Genomic DNA, 15,372 nt, shown 5'->3' on the forward strand with positions numbered 1-15,372 from the left:
AAGCCCTCTCCCATTGGGAGAGGGAGTCAGCTCTGACACTCTTTCGGCGGGGTTTCGCCGTCGCGGGTCCACATCGCGCAGGAACGATTGATCTCGCCCTGGATCAGGTCGCAGGGATTGGCGCTGTTGCAGGGCGGGCGCGTGGCCGGGCTGACGGCGATGCAGCGCTGGACCAGGCGGGCGGAGGCGGCTTCGCCCAGGGTCTCAAGGCAGGGGCGGTCGTCGAGGGGAACCGGCCGGGGCGTCATGTCCGGGCCTTCGGGCAGGCGGGCTTCGGGCAGGCGGGCTTCGGGCTCGGGGGCCGAGGCGGGCGCTGGCGTCGGGACCGGCGCGGGGGCCGCTGGCTCAGGACGCGGCTGACAGGCGACGAGCAGGCCGCCGAGGAACAGGCAGGCCGGAAGGGGCGGTCGGGTCATGCGGGGCTCCGGATCGGGGTTCGCCTATGCAACGACGATGGTCCCGATCCGGCTCCAGCAAAAGCCTTATCGGCGGGCGGCTTCGACGGCGGCGCGCTGCAGGGCGAACAGTTCGGTGCAGCCGATTTCCGCCAGTTCGAACAGACGGTCGAACTCGGCCCGGCTGAAGCCGCGCTTCTCGCCGGTGGCCTGGATCTCGACGATCTGGCCTGCGCCGGTCAGGACGAAGTTGGAATCGGCTTCGGCGGTGGAGTCTTCCTCATAGTCGAGGTCCAGCACCGGCAGATCCTTGAACACGCCGCACGACACGGCCGCCACCTGATCCAGAATGGGGTCGGTCGTCAGCACGCCCTCGTCCTTGAGGTAGTTGAGGGCGCTGGCCATGGCCACCCAGGCGCCGGTGATGGAGGCGGTGCGGGTGCCGCCGTCAGCCTGGATCACGTCGCAGTCGATCAGGACCTGACGCTCGCCCAGCGCCTTCAGGTCGACCACGGCGCGCAAGGAGCGGCCGATCAGGCGCTGGATTTCCTGGGTGCGGCCCGACTGCTTGCCGGCGGCGGCTTCGCGGCGGCCGCGGGTGTGGGTGGCGCGGGGCAGCATGCCGTATTCGGCCGTGACCCAGCCCTGGCCGGTGTTGCGCATCCAGCCCGGCACCTTTTCCTCGATCGAGGCCGTCACCAGCACCTTGGTATGGCCGAAGGACACCAGGCACGAGCCCTCGGCGTAGCGGTTGACGCCGGTTTCCAGCGTGACGGTGCGGAGTTGTTCGGGGGTGCGTTCGGACGGGCGCATGGGAATTCCTTGGAAGCGGGATGGCGCGTGCTTATCCTGAAACCATGAGCCTGTCCCGCCCTGACCCGTTTGCGGTGAGTCTCCGTTCCGTTTTGACGAGGCGGAGGGCGGCGCCATGAGCCTGCTTTACCCCTCGCCGGGCCTGGCGACGCTGGATGCGCGGGCGCGCGACATCTTCCGCCGGGTGGTCGAGACCTATCTGGAGACGGGCGAGCCGGTGGGGTCGCACACCCTGTCGCGCGCCGGGCTGGACCTGTCGCCCGCCTCGATCCGCAACACCATGCAGGCGCTGACGCAGGCCGGGCTGCTGGCCTCGCCGCACACGTCAGCCGGGCGGGCGCCGACCCATGCGGGGCTGCGGCTGTTCGTGGACGGCCTCCTGGAGGTCGGCGACATCGGTCAGGAGGAGCGGCGCGAGATCGACGCCCGGCTGGCGGTGATGGGCGCCAAGGGCGGCGGCCGCAATGTCGAGGAGGCGCTGGATGCGGCCTCCTCCCTGCTGTCGGGTCTGGCGGGCGGGGCGGGCATCGTCGCCAGCCCAGTGCGCGAGGCGGGGGTGCGCCATGTGGAGTTCGTGGCTCTGGGCGGCGGACAGGCGCTGGCGGTGCTGGTCGCCGACGACGGGGTGGTCGAGAACCGGCTGATGAATCTGGCGCCGGGCGTGACGCCCTCGACCCTGCAGGAGGCGTCGAACTTTCTCAGCGCGCGGCTGAAGGGGCGCCCGCTGGCCGAGGCCCGGCACGAGATGAAGGCCGAGATGGAGGCCGCCCGGCGCGATCTGGACGCCGCCGCCGCCCGGCTGGTCGAGGACGGACTGGCGGCCTGGAGCGGCGGCGCAGGCGGCGGAGGCCACGACCGCAACCTGATCGTGCGCGGGCGCGGCAATCTGTTGCAGGACGCCCGCGCGGCCGAGGATCTGGAGCGGGTGCGCGTGCTTTTCGACGATCTGGAGCAGAAGGAACAGCTGATCGGCCTGCTGGACGACGTCGGCGCGGCCCAGGGCGTGCGCATCTATATCGGCGCCGAAACGCGACTCTTTTCGCTTTCGGGTTCCGCCGTGATCGCGGCGCCCTATATGTCGGGCCGGCAGCGGGTGCTGGGCGCCATCGGCGTCATCGGGCCCGCGCGGTTGAACTACGCCCGTGTCATACCGTTGGTGGACTATACCGCCCGGGTGCTGGGCCGGATTCTGGACGGACAAGAGACGTGAACGACATCAACGACGAGACCCGGGACCAACTCGAGCAGGACATCCACGAGGCCGATCTCGCGCCTGAGGGCGATGAGAACGCCGTGGTCGACGCCCTGATCGCCGAGCGCGATCAGTGGAAGGACCGCGCCCTGCGCGCCGTGGCCGATGCCGAGAACACCAAGCGCCGCGCCGAGACGCAGCAGAACGACGCGCGCGCCTACGCCATCCAGCGCTTCGCCAAGGATTTGCTGGGCGTGGCCGATACGCTGGAGCGCGGTCTGGCGACGGCGCCCAAGGACGCGGACGGCCCCACGGCGGCCATGGTCACGGGGCTGGAGCTGACGCAGAAGTCCCTGCTGTCGGCCTTTGAGGCCAACGGCCTGACCCGCGTCGACCCGGCGCCGGGCGACGCTTTCGATCCGCACCTGCATCAGGCGATGATGGAGCAGCCCTCGGACACCGTGCCGGGCGGCGCCGTCATCCAGACGCTGCAACCGGGCTACGCCCTGTTCGGCCGCACCGTGCGCGCGGCCATGGTGGTGGTCGCGGCCAAGGGCTCGGGCCCGGCGACGGGCGGCGCCTATGCTGATCCGAACACGACCGGCGGGAATTTCGACGCCAAGGCCTGAGGCTTTCGCGCGTTGACATGACGACGGCCCGGCGCAGACGCGTCGGGCCGTTTTCATGCGCCTGCAAAATAAACCGCTCATCCCGGCGGACGCCGGGATGAGCGGTTGGAGAGGTCAGCCCTTCAATCTCGAATCGAACAGTTCCAACAACCGCTTCCAGCCATCCTTCGCGTCCGCCTCTCGGTAGGAGGCGCGGTAGTCGGCGTGGAAGCCGTGCGGGGCGTCGTCATAGAGGATGATCTGGCTGTCGGTCCGGCCCGCAACCTTCAGCGCGTCGTTCATCGCCCTGACCGTGTCGTTGGGAATGCCGCTGTCCTGGCCGCCGTAAAGACCCAGCACTGGCGCCTTCAGTTCGCCCGCCAGGTCGATGGGCCAGGGGCGGCCCGTCGCCTTCTGGTCGTCGGTCGCATTGGCGGCGGGCGACAGGCGGCCGTACCAGGCGACCCCGGAGTCCAGCGCCGGGAAGCGAGCCATCGCCTGCCACACCACCTTGCCGCCCCAGCAGAAGCCGGTGATCCCGACCTTGTCCGCCTTCGCCCAGGATTGGGCGCCGACCCAGTCCAGCGTAGCGGCAATGTCGCCCATGACCTGTTCATAGCTCGCCGCGCCGACGATGCGCTGGATCGCCTGCATGTCGCTGAGCGGGGCCGGGTCCTGGACGCGGACGAAGAAGGCGGGCGCCACGGCCGCATAACCCGCCTTGGCCAGGCGGCGGCAGACGTCGCGGATGTATTCGTGCACGCCGAAAATCTCGGACACGACGATCACGACCGGGAAGGGGCCGGCGCCTTCGGGGCGGGCGATATAGGCGGGCAGGTCAAAGCCGTCTGGCGCCGGATAGGCTGCGTCTTGCGTGACCAGCCCCGCCGCGTCGGTGGCGATCGGCTGGGCGGACTGGCTGAGGGCGGCGGGGGCGTAGGCGGCGAAGAACAGTCCGCCCGCCGTCGCCACGCCCAGACTGCGGCGGCTGGGGGCGATCTGGTCGGGGCTCAGGCCCTCGGGCCGGGTGATCAGGGTCATCTCGGGTCTCCGGTCGGCGCTGTGGAAGCGGCGACAGTGCCTTGGCTTTCCCTCCGCCGTCGAGTCTTTCCGGCCTAGGCGGCGACCCGCAGCGTCAGATTGACCCGCCCGCCGCCGGGCAGCAGGCGCGACGAGCCCGCCAGCAGCCGGTCGATCCCGTGGCGCGCCAGCCGCGCCGGGCCGGTCAGGGCGCAGACGTCGCCGGAGGCCAGGCGCACCGTGCTGGTGGCGCCGCCCTTTCCGGTTTCGTCGGGGGCCGGACCGATGCGGAACACCGCCGTATCGCCCAGAGACACCGACAGCACCGGCGCCGTCAGGTCGCGTTCGTCCTTGTCCTGATGCAAGCCCATCTTCGCCTCGCCCTGATAGAGGTTGACCAGGCAGGCGTCGGGCGAGCTCGGCCAGCCGGTCAGGGCGTCCCACAGGCTCAGCAAGCGGGCCGGGATGGCGGGCCAGGGCGCTCCGGTCGCCGGGTGTGTCGGCTGATACCGATAGCCCTGACGGTCCGACACCCAGCCCAGGGCGCCGAAATTGCTCATCCGCACCGAGAAGGGCCGCCCGCCGGGCGTTGTCGGCCGATAGAGGGGCGCCGCCTCCAGCCCTGCCCGCACCTCGGCCAGCAGTTCCGCCTGCGCCGCCGTGTCCAGCAGACCGGGCCACAGCCGAAATCCGGGCAGGGCGGTCGGAGTTTCCGGGGGCGCAGGCAGTGGGATTTGCGAGGTCATCGGCTGAATTTAGCGGCGCGATGCACACTTGTCCGCCATAAGGCGCGGAATCTGGCCGGAAGCGGGCGGAAGGCCTTGCAGCCCCTGCGGTCTTTCCCATATCCGAGCCAATCCGGCGATAACCCCCTTTTCGTTAGGGGCTTGTCCGCCGACCTCATCCACCGCCGTACCGGGCCTCGCGTTCGGCGCGGCATGATTTCAGAAGCCCATCAGGGGGCGGTCACGCGCGGCGCTTGATTTTGCGAGGCCGCCGCATCGCCCGCCGCAAGGAGTGAAAAAGACAAGCCCATGGCCAAGATCATCGGCATCGACCTCGGCACGACCAACTCGTGCGTCGCCGTCATGGACGGCAAGAACCCCAAGGTCATCGAAAACGCCGAAGGCGCCCGCACCACCCCGTCGGTGGTCGCCATTCAGGACGGCGGCGAGATTCTCGTCGGCCAACCCGCGCGCCGTCAGGCGGTGACTAACCCCGCCAACACCTTCTTCGCCATCAAGCGCCTGATCGGCCGCAATTTCGATGACCCGGTGGTGGCCAAGGACAAGGGCATGGTGCCCTTCGAGATCGTCAAGGGCCCGACCGGCGACGCCTGGGTCCAGGCCCACGGCAAGGACTATTCGCCCCAGCAGGTTTCGGCCTTCACCCTGGGCAAGATGAAGGAGGCCGCCGAGGCCTATCTGGGCGAGAAGGTCACCCAGGCCGTCATCACCGTTCCCGCCTATTTCAACGACGCCCAGCGTCAGGCGACCAAGGACGCCGGCAAGATCGCCGGTCTGGAAGTCCTGCGCATCATCAACGAGCCGACGGCGGCGGCCCTGGCCTATGGCCTAGAGAAGAACGACGGTCAGAAAATCGCCGTATACGACCTGGGCGGCGGCACCTTCGACGTCTCGATCCTTGAGATCGGCGACGGCGTGTTTGAGGTGAAGTCGACCAACGGCGACACCTTCCTGGGCGGTGAAGACTTCGACATGCGTCTGGTCGACTACCTGGCCGACGAGTTCAAGAAAGAGCAGGGCGTCGACCTGCGCTCGGACAAGCTGGCCCTGCAGCGCCTGAAGGAAGAGGCCGAAAAGGCCAAGAAGGAGCTGTCCTCGACGACCCAGTACGAGGTCAACCTGCCGTTCATCACCATGAACGCCTCGGGCCCGCTGCACCTGAACATCAAGCTGTCGCGCGCCAAGCTGGAAGCCCTGGTCGATGACCTGGTCCAGCGCACCATCGAGCCGTGCAAGAAGGCCCTGGCCGACGCCGGGCTGAAGGCTTCGGACATCGACGAAGTGGTTCTGGTCGGCGGCATGACCCGCATGCCCAAGGTGCAGGAAGCCGTGAAGGCCTTCTTCGGCAAGGAGCCGCACAAGGGCGTGAACCCGGACGAGGTCGTGGCTCTGGGCGCCGCCGTTCAGGCGGGCGTGCTGCAGGGCGACGTCAAGGACGTGCTGCTGCTGGACGTGACCCCGCTGACGCTGGGCATCGAGACGCTGGGCGGCGTGTTCACCCCGCTGATCGAGCGCAACACCACCATCCCGACCAAGAAGGCCCAGGTCTTCTCGACCGCCGACGACAACCAGTCGGCCGTGACGATCCGCGTCTTCCAGGGCGAGCGCCCGATGGCCGCAGACAACAAGGTCCTGGGTCAGTTCGACCTGATGGGGATCCCGCCGGCGCCGCGCGGCATGCCGCAGATCGAGGTCGCCTTCGACATCGACGCCAACGGCATCGTCCACGTGACGGCCAAGGACAAGGCGACCAACAAGGAACAGTCGATCCGCATTCAGGCCAACGGCGGCCTGTCGGACGCGGACATCGACCAGATGGTCAAGGAAGCCGAGGCCAACGCCGCGGCCGACAAGGCCCGCAAGGAGCTGGTCGAGGCCCAGAACGGCGCCGACAGCCTGGTCCACTCGACCGAGAAGGCTCTGTCCGAGCACGGCGACAAGATCGACGAGGCGACCAAGGCGACCATCCAGTCGGCCCTGGACGATCTGAAGTCGGCCAAGGACGGCACGGACCCCGAGGCCATCCGCGAGAAGACCAATACGCTGGCTCAGGCTTCGATGAAGCTGGGCGAGGCCATGTACGCCGCCCAGCAGGGCGGGGCTGAAGGCGACGCTGAAGGCCAGCCCGCCGACGACGGCGTGGTCGACGCCGAGTTCGAGGAAGTCTCGGACACGGACGAGAAGAAGGACGCCTGAACCGGCGCCTGACTGATGTTCGGCCCCGCTTGTCAGACGGCAGGCGGGGCCGTTTCATAGAACTTGCATCATTCGACCGGGCGCCCATGTCATCAGGCAGGCCGTCGGTCATCCGCGAACGGAACGCCTCCGTGTTGAAGAGAGGCTCGAAAGCGGCGGGAAGGTAAGAGGACGAACGCCTGATGGCGCAACGTGACTATTACGAGATTCTGGGGGTCGAGCGGACGGTCGATGCGGCCGTGCTCAAGAGCGCCTATCGCAAGCTGGCGATGGAGCACCACCCTGACCGCAACGGCGGCTCTGAAGAGTCCGTGGCCCGCTTCAAGGAAATCTCCGAGGCCTACACCGTCCTGTCTGACGAGCAGAAGCGCGCGGCCTATGATCGTTTCGGCCATGCGGGCGCGGGCGGGGGCAATCCCTTCGGCCAGGGCGGCGGCCAGGGTTTCCACGACATCAACGACATCTTCTCCCAGGTCTTCGGCGACGCCTTTGGAGACGCCTTCGGCGGCCGGGGCGGCGGCGGACGCCAGAGCCACGGGCCGCGTCGCGGCTCGGACCTGCGCTACGATCTCGAGATCACGCTGGAGCAGGCTTACAAGGGGGCCGAGGTCGAGATCGCCATCCCGACCCTGATGGCCTGCGAGGTCTGCGACGGCTCAGGCGCCAAGGCGGGCACCAAGCCGACCATCTGCTCCACCTGCGGCGGCGCCGGGCGCGTGCGTCAGGCCAACGGCTTCTTCCAGGTCGAGCGCACCTGCCCCCGCTGCGGCGGTTCGGGCGAGATGATCGCCGACCCCTGCACCACCTGCCGGGGCCACGGTCAGGTCCGCAAGACCCGTAAGCTCAGCCTCAAGGTTCCGGCGGGCGTCGACGACGGCTCGCGTATCCGCCTGTCGGGCGAGGGCGAGGCGGGCCAGCGCGGCGGGCCGCGCGGCGACCTCTACGTCTTCCTGTCGGTGCAGCCGCACGAACTGTTCGAGCGCGACAATCTGGACCTTCTGGTCACGGTGCCGGTGCCGATGACGGTGGCGGCCCTGGGCGGCGTCGTGGACGCCCCCTGCCTGATCTCGGACGCCTGCGACGGCAAGTGCAAGGCCCCGGTCGAGGTGCCTGCGGGCGCCCAGACCGGCAAGACCGTCCGCATCAAGGGCAAGGGCATGCCGCACCTGAACGGACGCGGACGCGGCGACCTGGTGGTTGAACTGTTCGTCGAGACGCCGACCGATCTGAACGCACGCCAGAAGGAGCTGTTGGCCGAATTGGCGGCGTCGCTGGGCGAGAGCCAGACCCCGCGCAACACCAGCTTCGCCGGCAAGGCCAAGCGCTTCTGGGCCGACATTCTGGGCGGCGACGCCGATAATCCGAAAGAAACCGCGTGAGCGACATCTTCCACGCCGGCATCTCCGGCGCCCGGGGCCGCATGGGCCGCGCCGTTTCTCAGGTTCTGGACGCCCGTGAGGACGTGGTGGTCGCCGCCCGCTTCGATCGCGGCGAGACCGTCGACCTGAAGCTGTGCGACGTCATCATCGACTTCTCGACGCCCGAGGCCTCCGTGGCTCTGGCGCGCGCCTGCGCCGAGGCGGGCGGACCGGCCCTGGTCATCGGCTCCACCGGCCTGACGCCGGAGCAGGAGACCGAGATCGAGGTCGCCGCCGAGAAGATCGCCATCGTCATGAGCGGCAACTTCTCGCTGGGCGTGAACATATTGATCGGCTTGGTCGAGCACGCCGCCCTGCGGCTGGACGCGCGCGACTGGGACATCGAAGTGCTGGAGACTCATCACCGGCGCAAGGTCGACGCGCCTTCGGGCACGGCCCTGATGCTGGGCGAGGCGGCCGCCAACGGCCGGGGTCGCGATCTGGCGGAACTGCAAAGCGCCCCCTACGACGGCATCACCGGCCCGCGCGAGCCGGGCAAGATCGGCTTCGCCTCCCTGCGCGCCGGCGGCGTGATCGGCGAACATACCGTGATGTTCGCCTCGGAGGACGAGATGCTGACGCTGTCGCATTCGGCCATCGATCGCAGCCTGTTCGCCAAGGGCGCCGTGGCCGCCGCCGCCTGGGTGCGCAACCGCCGCCCCGGTCTCTACGACATGCAGGACGTGCTGGGCTTTCGTCAGGCTTGATGCCTGGGGGCGCTGACGCGCCCCGCGCTATCGCTCGCCGCGCGGCGGCTCGCTGCTTGAGCGCGATTTACGCGCGACTTCTCCCTCCCCGGGACGGGGAGGATGAGACGTTTCGCCTTGTTTCTCAGGCCGCTTGTCTTTCAGGCCGCCTGGACGAGGAGTTCGGTCATGGCGTCGCGCCAAGCCAGCAGATCCGGCGAGCGCGCGACGATCAACTGTCCCAGCGCCTCGGATTGGCCGAGAGACGGCGCGGTCATTCCCCAGGCAGCGAAGTCGCGGCGCTCGATATGCTCTCTGGCGACGACCTCAATGTCTTCATGCCGTTCATCGAAATGCAGATGCAGCATGAGGATATCGAGCGCGCTGGGCGAGCCTTCCAGAAATTGCACGAACGTGCCGTTCTGAAGGGTCAGGGCGCCGCTGATGCCGTTTCGGGCGTTCAGATAAGCCGCGACATGGACGATATCGGCAAGCGCCGCCGCCTCTTCGTCCGGCGAAAGTCGTGACCGGCTGCAGTAGACCAGCTGTTCCAGCGTGTTCATGGCGGCCACGCTAGACCAGTATCTAAGGATGTGAAAGTAGAGTCTTCATCAACGCCCGGTTGAACCGAATCCTCCGGCGCCCCGCTCGGTTTCGTCCAGGGTTTCGACCTCGACCATCTGCGCCTGCTCATAGCGGGCGATCACCATCTGGGCGATGCGGTCGCCGCGCTTGATCTCGAACGGCAGCTCGCCGTGGTTGATCAGGATGACCCCGACTTCGCCGCGATAATCGCTGTCGATGGTGCCGGGCGAATTGGGCGCCGAGACGCCGTGTTTCAGCGCCAGGCCCGAGCGGGGACGCACCTGGGCCTCAAAGCCGGGCTCAAGGGCGATCTTCAGCCCTGTGGGAACCAGCTTGCGTTGGCCGGGCTCCAGCACCAGGGTCTCGCCCTCTGCGAGGGCGGCGCGCAGGTCCATTCCGGCCGAACCGGCGGTCTCATAGGCGGGCAGGGCCAGACCCTCGGCGTGGGGCAGGCGTTCGACGCGGACGGTGGTCATGTCGGGAGGTCTCTTCTAGGCCTTGAAGTGATCGGCGATGCGCTGGGCCAGCTTCCTGGCGACTTCGGTCTTGGATTGGCGGGGCCAGGGCTCGTCGCCATCCTGGGTGAACAGGGTCACGGCGTTTCCGTCCGAGCCGAACACCTCGTCCGAGACGTCGTTGCCGACGATCCAGTCACAACCCTTGCGTGAGAGCTTGGCGCGGGCGTTGGCCTCAAGGTCGCTGGTCTCGGCGGCGAAACCGACCACCAGTTTCGGGCGGCGCGGACCGGGCGCAGAGACGCCCGCCAGGATGTCGGGGTTTTCGATCAGGGCCAGCGAAGGCGGTCCGCCCGGCGCCTTCTTGATCTTGCCCGAGGCCACGCCGTCCACGCGCCAGTCGGCGACGGCGGCGCTCATCACGGCGATGTCGGCGGGAAGAGCGGCCTCGACGGCGGCCTTCATTTCGGTGGCGGCCTCGACCCAGACGCGGGTCACGCCGACAGGGGCGTCCAGCGCCACCGGGCCGGAGATCAGCGTCACCTGCGCCCCCAGATCGGCCAGGGCAGCGGCGACGGCGTAGCCCTGTTTGCCGCTGGAACGGTTGGTCAGGCCGCGCACCGGGTCGATCGGCTCGAAGGTCGGCCCGGCCGTCACGACAGCGGTCCGGCCGGTCAGCGGGCGCCCGTCCGGCCCGGCCAGCAGGCGGGCGATGGCGTCCAGAATGACCGGCGGCTCGGCCATGCGACCCGGCCCGAACTCGCCGCACGCCATGATGCCGTCGTCCGGTCCGACCACGGCCATGCCGTGAAAGCCGTCGAAGCCCTTCAGCCGCTCGACATTGGCCTGGACGGCGGGATGCAGCCACATCCGCACGTTCATCGCCGGGGCCAGCAGCACCTTCTTGTCGGTAGCCAGAAGCGTGGTCGAGGCCAGGTCGTCGGCCATCCCGTTGGCCGCCTTGGCGATCAGCCCGGCCGTGGCGGGCGCTGCGACCACCAGATCGGCCCAGCGCGACAGCTCGATATGGCCCATGGCGGTTTCGTCTTCCGGCATGAACAGGTCTTGTCGGACCGGATGGCCTGTCAGGGCCGCCAGCGACATGGGGGTGACGAACTGGGCCCCGGCCTTGGTCAGGACGGTCATCGTCTCCGCCCCGGCCTTGCTAAGCAGGCGGATCAGTTCCAGCGCCTTATAGGCGGCGATGCCGCCGCCGATGATCAGCAGGACCTTGCGGCCGGCCAGGACGCTGGAAAGCGAGGGTGCGGTCATGAACCAAGGTCTAGCGGCGTCGCGTGACGGCGTCGAGACAAAGCCACCGCGCTTACGCTTATGTCAGCAGCAGCGTTGAAGGGGCGAAAAATCTATGTCTATCTGCGTTCGTCGAAATTTCAGGGAAGGGGCGGCTGATGGCTGTGCGGAGGTTGGCGGCGCTGGCGGCGTCGCTGTTATTTCTGGCCGGATGCGACAGCGGCGGCTCGGCGGTGGAGACCAGGGACCGCAGCACCGCTGAACCGGTCGGATTGAGCGCGGCGGCGGAAACCGACATGGCGGGCGCCGCAGGTCCTGTCGAGGCGGCCAAACCTGCCGTCACCGCCAACCGGCGCGAGACCGCCGACGCCAAGGTGCAGCGGCTGTACGAGCGCAACGGCGCCGACTTCGGCGCGCGCTCTGCGGACGACTATCTGCAGAAGGTCCGGACCTTCACCGAGGCGACGCCGAAAGGAACCGAGACGGTTAAGCGAGCCAACGGCGACACCCTATTCTATCAGGCTGCGACCAACACCTTCGCCGTGGTGGACCGCAACGGCGTGCCGCGCACCATGTTCAAGCCGGACGACGGCCCGACCTATTGGGCGCAGCAGAAGGAGCGGGCGCCGACCTTCGGCCAGCGTCGTAACGCGACACGTTCGGCGGAATAGCGGCGGGGCGTCTCAGGCCGCCTCGAACGTCAGGGGCGCGCCCCAGAACTGGGCGACGAGGTCCGATTGCGGGCCGGGCGTTCCGGTGGTCAGGAAGTCGCGGCGGGCCGAGGAGCCCAGCTCATATTCCGGGTGACGCTGGAAATAGCGCTCCAGGGAATCGGCGACGGCGGCGGGCTGGCTGATGACCTCGACGCCGGGCGGAAGGGCCTGGGCGAACAGATCGGCCACGATCTCATAGTGGGTGCAGCCCAGGACGGCCTTGTCCGGGTGACGGCCGATGCGGCGGCGCAGGGCGTCGACGTGGTCGTCGATGACCACCTTCAACTCCTCGGCCGGGGCGCCCAGTTCGATCAGTCCGGCCAGGCCGGGGCAGGCCTCGGTGAAGACCGCCAGATCGTCGCGGCGCTTGTCGATCTCGATCTCATAGACGCGGCTCATGGCCGTGGCGGCGGTGCAGAAGACGCCGGTGACGTCGATGGCCTGTTTCTTCTCGCCTTCCAGCCGTCCGTTGCGTTCGGCCTCATAGGACCAGGGCAGGCCGGTGGCCGCCTCGATGGTCGGGACGATGATGCCCAGCACATTGACCGGACGGCCTAGCTTTTCGCGTATGTGCGGAATCCAGGTCTGCTGCAGGCGGCGCAGTGCAATGGCTGAGGCCGTGTTGCAGGCCAGCACGACCACGGAGGCGCCCGCATCGAACAGGCGCTCGCATCCTGCGCGGGTCAGTTCGACGATGTCCTCGCCGCCGCGCCCGCCATAGGGGGCGTGGGCCTGATCGCCCAGATAGATGAAGTCCCGCGTCGGAAAGCGGGTCGTGAGTTCGCGGTGGACCGTCAGGCCCCCCACGCCGGAGTCGAAAACGCCTATCGCCATGCAGCGGCCTTTAGACCTGCGGGGTTTCGCCGTCCAATACTTAGGACTAAACCGGATTTATGGGACGCTGTCGGCCCCTGCGCCGAAGGATGTCCAAAACAGCTATGGTTGGGAGACCTGGATGCACAGACGCCATCTTCTCATCGGAGGCGCGAGCCTCTTCGCCCTGTCGGGCTGCGCTTCGGCCGGGGCCGTGGAGAACGCGGTGAGCGGCGCCGTCGCCGCCCTGACGACCGCCGATGAGGCCCGGATCGCCCGCGCCGTCCTGCCGGCGACCTCGCCGCGCACCGAACTGCTGCAGCCCTGGACCGGTCCGTATGAAGGCGTGCCGCCGTGGGACACGGTGACGGCGCCCAAGATGCGCGAAGCCATCCTGGAAGGCATCGAACTGCAACGCGCCGACATCGCCGCCATCGCGAACAACCCTGAGGCGCCGACCTTCGCCAACACCATGGCGGCGATGGAGATGGCGGGCGAGCCGCTGGACCGCGCCATGAACGTGTTCAGCGTCATGACGTCCAACATCGGCGGCGAGCAGTGGGACGTGCTGGAGACCGAGCTGTCGCCGATCCTGTCGGCCGCGTCGGACGAGATCACCTTCAACGAAAAACTGTTCGCCCGCATCAAGGCTGTGGCCGACGGCGCGGACGCCGCAGGCCTGAACGCCCAGCAGAAGCGTCTGGCCGAGCGCAGCCGCGACGCCTTCGTGCGCAACGGCGCCGCCCTGGACGCCGCGGGCAAGGCCGAGCTGGGCCGCATCAACACCGATCTGTCGAACGCCTTCACCAGCTTCGGCCAGAAGGTCGTGGCCGACGAGAACACCTGGACCGTCATCACTGATGAGGCCGGGCTGAAGGGCCTGCCGGACTCCAACAAGGCCGCCGCCGCCGCCGCCGCGCGTTCGCGCAACGTCCAGGGCTGGGCCATCGTCAACACCCGCTCTAGCGTCGATCCCTTCCTGACCTTCGCCGACGACCGCGCGCTGCGCCAGCAGGTCTGGACCAAGTTCGTCAAGCGCGGCGACAACGGCGACGCCAACGACACCAAGTCGACCATCGCCCGTATCGTCGCCCTGCGTCAGCAGCGCGCCAAGCTGCTGGGCTTCGGCAACCACGCCGAATGGCGCATGCAAGACACGATGGCCAAGACCCCGGCCGCGGCGATGGACCTGATGCAGCGCGTCTGGGCCCCGGCCAAGGCCCGCGTCGCCGAGGAAGTCGCCGACATGAAGGCGATCGCCGGTCACGACATCGAGCCGTGGGACTATCTCTACTACGCCGAGAAGGTGCGGAAGGCGAAGTACGACCTCGATCAGAACGAGCTGAAGCCCTACTTCGAACTGCACGCCGTGCGCGCGGCCTCCTTCTACATGGCCGAACGCCTGTACGGCTTCGTCTTCAAGCCGCTGGCCAAGGGGACCGTCTCGACCTTCGAGCCGGACGTGACCACCTATGAGGTCACGGACAAGGCCACCGGCAAGCTGATCGGCCTGTTCTACGCCGACGACTTCGCCCGTCCGGGCAAGCGTTCGGGCGCCTGGATGACCACCTATCGGTCGTTCTCGCAGCTGACCGGCTCCAAGCCGATCCTGGCCTCGAACAACAACAACTTCGTCAAGGCGCCGGAGGGCCAGCCCCTGCTGATCTCGCTGGACGACGCCGAGACCCTGTTCCACGAGTTCGGCCACGCCCTGCACTACTTCTCGTCGGTGGTGACCTATCCGTCGTTCGGCAACACGCCGCGCGACTTCGTGGAATATCCGTCGCAGGTGCATGAGCACTGGGTGCTGACCCGGCCCATCCTCGACGGCTATATGAAGCACGTGGAGACGGGCCAGCCGATGCCGCAGACGCTGGTGGACAAGATCGAGGCCTCCTCGACCTTCAACCAGGGCTACGCCACGGTCAGCTATCTGTCCTCGGCCCTGGTCGACATGGACCTGCACACCCAGGCGACGCCGCCGACCGATATCGACGGCTTCGAAAAGGCCTCGCTGGCGCGTCTGGGCATGCCCAGGGAGATCGTGATGCGGCACCGCCTGCCGCAGTTCAATCACCTGTTCACCTCGGACGCCTATTCGGCCGGCTACTACTCCTACCTGTGGTCGGAGACGATGGACGCCGACACCTGGGCCTACTTCGAGGAGTCGGGCGACGTCTTCAATCCGGACATCGCTGGCCGCTTCAAGTCGATCATGCTGGCGCCGGGCAACACCACCGACCGGGGCGACGCCTATCGCCAGTTCCGCGGCCGCAACCCGGACGTGGCGGCCCTGCTGAAGGTGCGCGGTTTCCCGACTTCTTAAGTGGGCCTATCGGCCTTAGGCCTGCTTGAGGCCGTTGGGCGCCTAGGGCCGCGTCGGGTCGAGAAGGCGAAAGCCTTCTGACCGCGGCCCAACCAAAGAGAGGGCCCGGTGGAGCAATCCGCCGGGCCTTTTCTATTTTCCGTTGAGGTAGCGTA

The 15,372-nt window shown here is 68.2% G+C and carries 15 protein-coding genes; 7 read left to right on the forward strand and 8 right to left on the reverse strand.

What is annotated here, in order from left to right:
• Window positions 1-26 precede the first annotated feature (26 nt).
• On the reverse strand, window positions 27-416 hold the full coding sequence (locus RSD66_RS01375; RefSeq protein ID WP_415288722.1) for a hypothetical protein: 390 nt from the start codon (window positions 414-416) through the stop codon (window positions 27-29).
• A gap of 66 nt (window positions 417-482) precedes the next feature.
• The gene (rph, locus tag RSD66_RS01380) at window positions 483-1,208 is read right to left on the reverse strand and encodes a ribonuclease PH (protein ID WP_087139716.1); all 726 of its coding nucleotides are present in this window, start codon (window positions 1,206-1,208) and stop codon (window positions 483-485) included.
• A 115-nt stretch (window positions 1,209-1,323) separates the two neighbouring features.
• Between rph and hrcA the strand changes: the two genes are divergently transcribed.
• The gene (gene hrcA / locus RSD66_RS01385) at window positions 1,324-2,418 is read left to right on the forward strand and encodes a heat-inducible transcriptional repressor HrcA (RefSeq protein ID WP_024354278.1); all 1,095 of its coding nucleotides are present in this window, start codon (window positions 1,324-1,326) and stop codon (window positions 2,416-2,418) included.
• Entirely contained in the window at window positions 2,415-3,029 is a 615-nt protein-coding gene (grpE, locus tag RSD66_RS01390) for a nucleotide exchange factor GrpE (protein ID WP_119413240.1), read from the forward strand. The genes hrcA and grpE overlap by 4 nt, the downstream gene beginning before the upstream one ends.
• Window positions 3,030-3,143: 114 nt before the next feature.
• On the opposite strand, the gene RSD66_RS01395 is transcribed toward grpE, so the two are convergent.
• Together RSD66_RS01395 and RSD66_RS01400 are read right to left on the reverse strand one after the other, a co-directional pair.
• Entirely contained in the window at window positions 3,144-4,049 is a 906-nt protein-coding gene (locus RSD66_RS01395; RefSeq protein ID WP_415288723.1) for a dienelactone hydrolase family protein, read from the reverse strand.
• Between the two features lie 74 nt (window positions 4,050-4,123).
• Window positions 4,124-4,774: an alpha-ketoglutarate-dependent dioxygenase AlkB gene (locus tag RSD66_RS01400; RefSeq protein WP_415288724.1), complete on the reverse strand. Its 651-nt coding sequence runs from the start codon at window positions 4,772-4,774 to the stop codon at window positions 4,124-4,126.
• 288 nt (window positions 4,775-5,062) lie between these two features.
• Here RSD66_RS01400 and dnaK point away from each other — a divergent pair, with 288 nt between their 5' ends.
• The 3 genes from dnaK to dapB all read left to right on the forward strand — a co-directional run bounded on the left by dnaK (window position 5,063) and on the right by dapB (window position 9,095).
• Window positions 5,063-6,970 carry a molecular chaperone DnaK gene (gene dnaK, locus RSD66_RS01405; protein ID WP_415288725.1) on the forward strand — a complete coding sequence of 636 codons (1,908 nt, stop codon included), beginning with the start codon at window positions 5,063-5,065 and terminating at the stop codon, window positions 6,968-6,970.
• 182 nt (window positions 6,971-7,152) lie between these two features.
• On the forward strand, window positions 7,153-8,349 hold the full coding sequence (dnaJ, locus tag RSD66_RS01410; protein WP_415288726.1) for a molecular chaperone DnaJ: 1,197 nt from the start codon (window positions 7,153-7,155) through the stop codon (window positions 8,347-8,349).
• Window positions 8,346-9,095: a 4-hydroxy-tetrahydrodipicolinate reductase gene (gene dapB / locus RSD66_RS01415; RefSeq protein ID WP_024354272.1), complete on the forward strand. Its 750-nt coding sequence runs from the start codon at window positions 8,346-8,348 to the stop codon at window positions 9,093-9,095. Before dnaJ ends, dapB begins: the two co-directional genes overlap by 4 nt.
• Before the next feature lie 140 nt (window positions 9,096-9,235).
• Here dapB and RSD66_RS01420 read toward each other — a convergent pair whose 3' ends face one another.
• Genes RSD66_RS01420 through coaBC form a run of 3 tightly spaced genes read right to left on the reverse strand, consistent with a single transcriptional unit; the run spans window position 9,236 to window position 11,386 of the window.
• Window positions 9,236-9,637, reverse strand: coding sequence for a BLUF domain-containing protein (locus RSD66_RS01420; RefSeq protein WP_415288727.1), 402 nt, complete (start codon window positions 9,635-9,637; stop codon window positions 9,236-9,238).
• 48 nt (window positions 9,638-9,685) lie between these two features.
• Complete coding sequence (dut, locus tag RSD66_RS01425; protein WP_024354270.1) at window positions 9,686-10,135, reverse strand: dUTP diphosphatase; 450 nt, start codon at window positions 10,133-10,135, stop codon at window positions 9,686-9,688.
• A 15-nt stretch (window positions 10,136-10,150) separates the two neighbouring features.
• The gene (coaBC, locus tag RSD66_RS01430; protein ID WP_415288728.1) at window positions 10,151-11,386 is read right to left on the reverse strand and encodes a bifunctional phosphopantothenoylcysteine decarboxylase/phosphopantothenate--cysteine ligase CoaBC; all 1,236 of its coding nucleotides are present in this window, start codon (window positions 11,384-11,386) and stop codon (window positions 10,151-10,153) included.
• Between the two features lie 137 nt (window positions 11,387-11,523).
• Here coaBC and RSD66_RS01435 point away from each other — a divergent pair, with 137 nt between their 5' ends.
• Complete coding sequence (locus RSD66_RS01435) at window positions 11,524-12,036, forward strand: S-type pyocin family protein (RefSeq protein ID WP_415288729.1); 513 nt, start codon at window positions 11,524-11,526, stop codon at window positions 12,034-12,036.
• Window positions 12,037-12,048: 12 nt separating this feature from the next.
• Here the strand turns inward: RSD66_RS01435 and RSD66_RS01440 are convergent, their stop codons facing one another.
• Complete coding sequence (locus RSD66_RS01440; protein WP_415288730.1) at window positions 12,049-12,912, reverse strand: glutamate racemase; 864 nt, start codon at window positions 12,910-12,912, stop codon at window positions 12,049-12,051.
• A gap of 121 nt (window positions 12,913-13,033) precedes the next feature.
• Between RSD66_RS01440 and RSD66_RS01445 the strand changes: the two genes are divergently transcribed.
• The gene (locus RSD66_RS01445) at window positions 13,034-15,217 is read left to right on the forward strand and encodes a M3 family metallopeptidase (RefSeq protein WP_415288731.1); all 2,184 of its coding nucleotides are present in this window, start codon (window positions 13,034-13,036) and stop codon (window positions 15,215-15,217) included.
• Window positions 15,218-15,372 lie beyond the last annotated feature (155 nt).

The organism is Brevundimonas sp. S1H14 (genome assembly GCF_047716865.1).
Taxonomy (GTDB): Bacteria; Pseudomonadota; Alphaproteobacteria; order Caulobacterales; family Caulobacteraceae; genus Brevundimonas; species Brevundimonas naejangsanensis.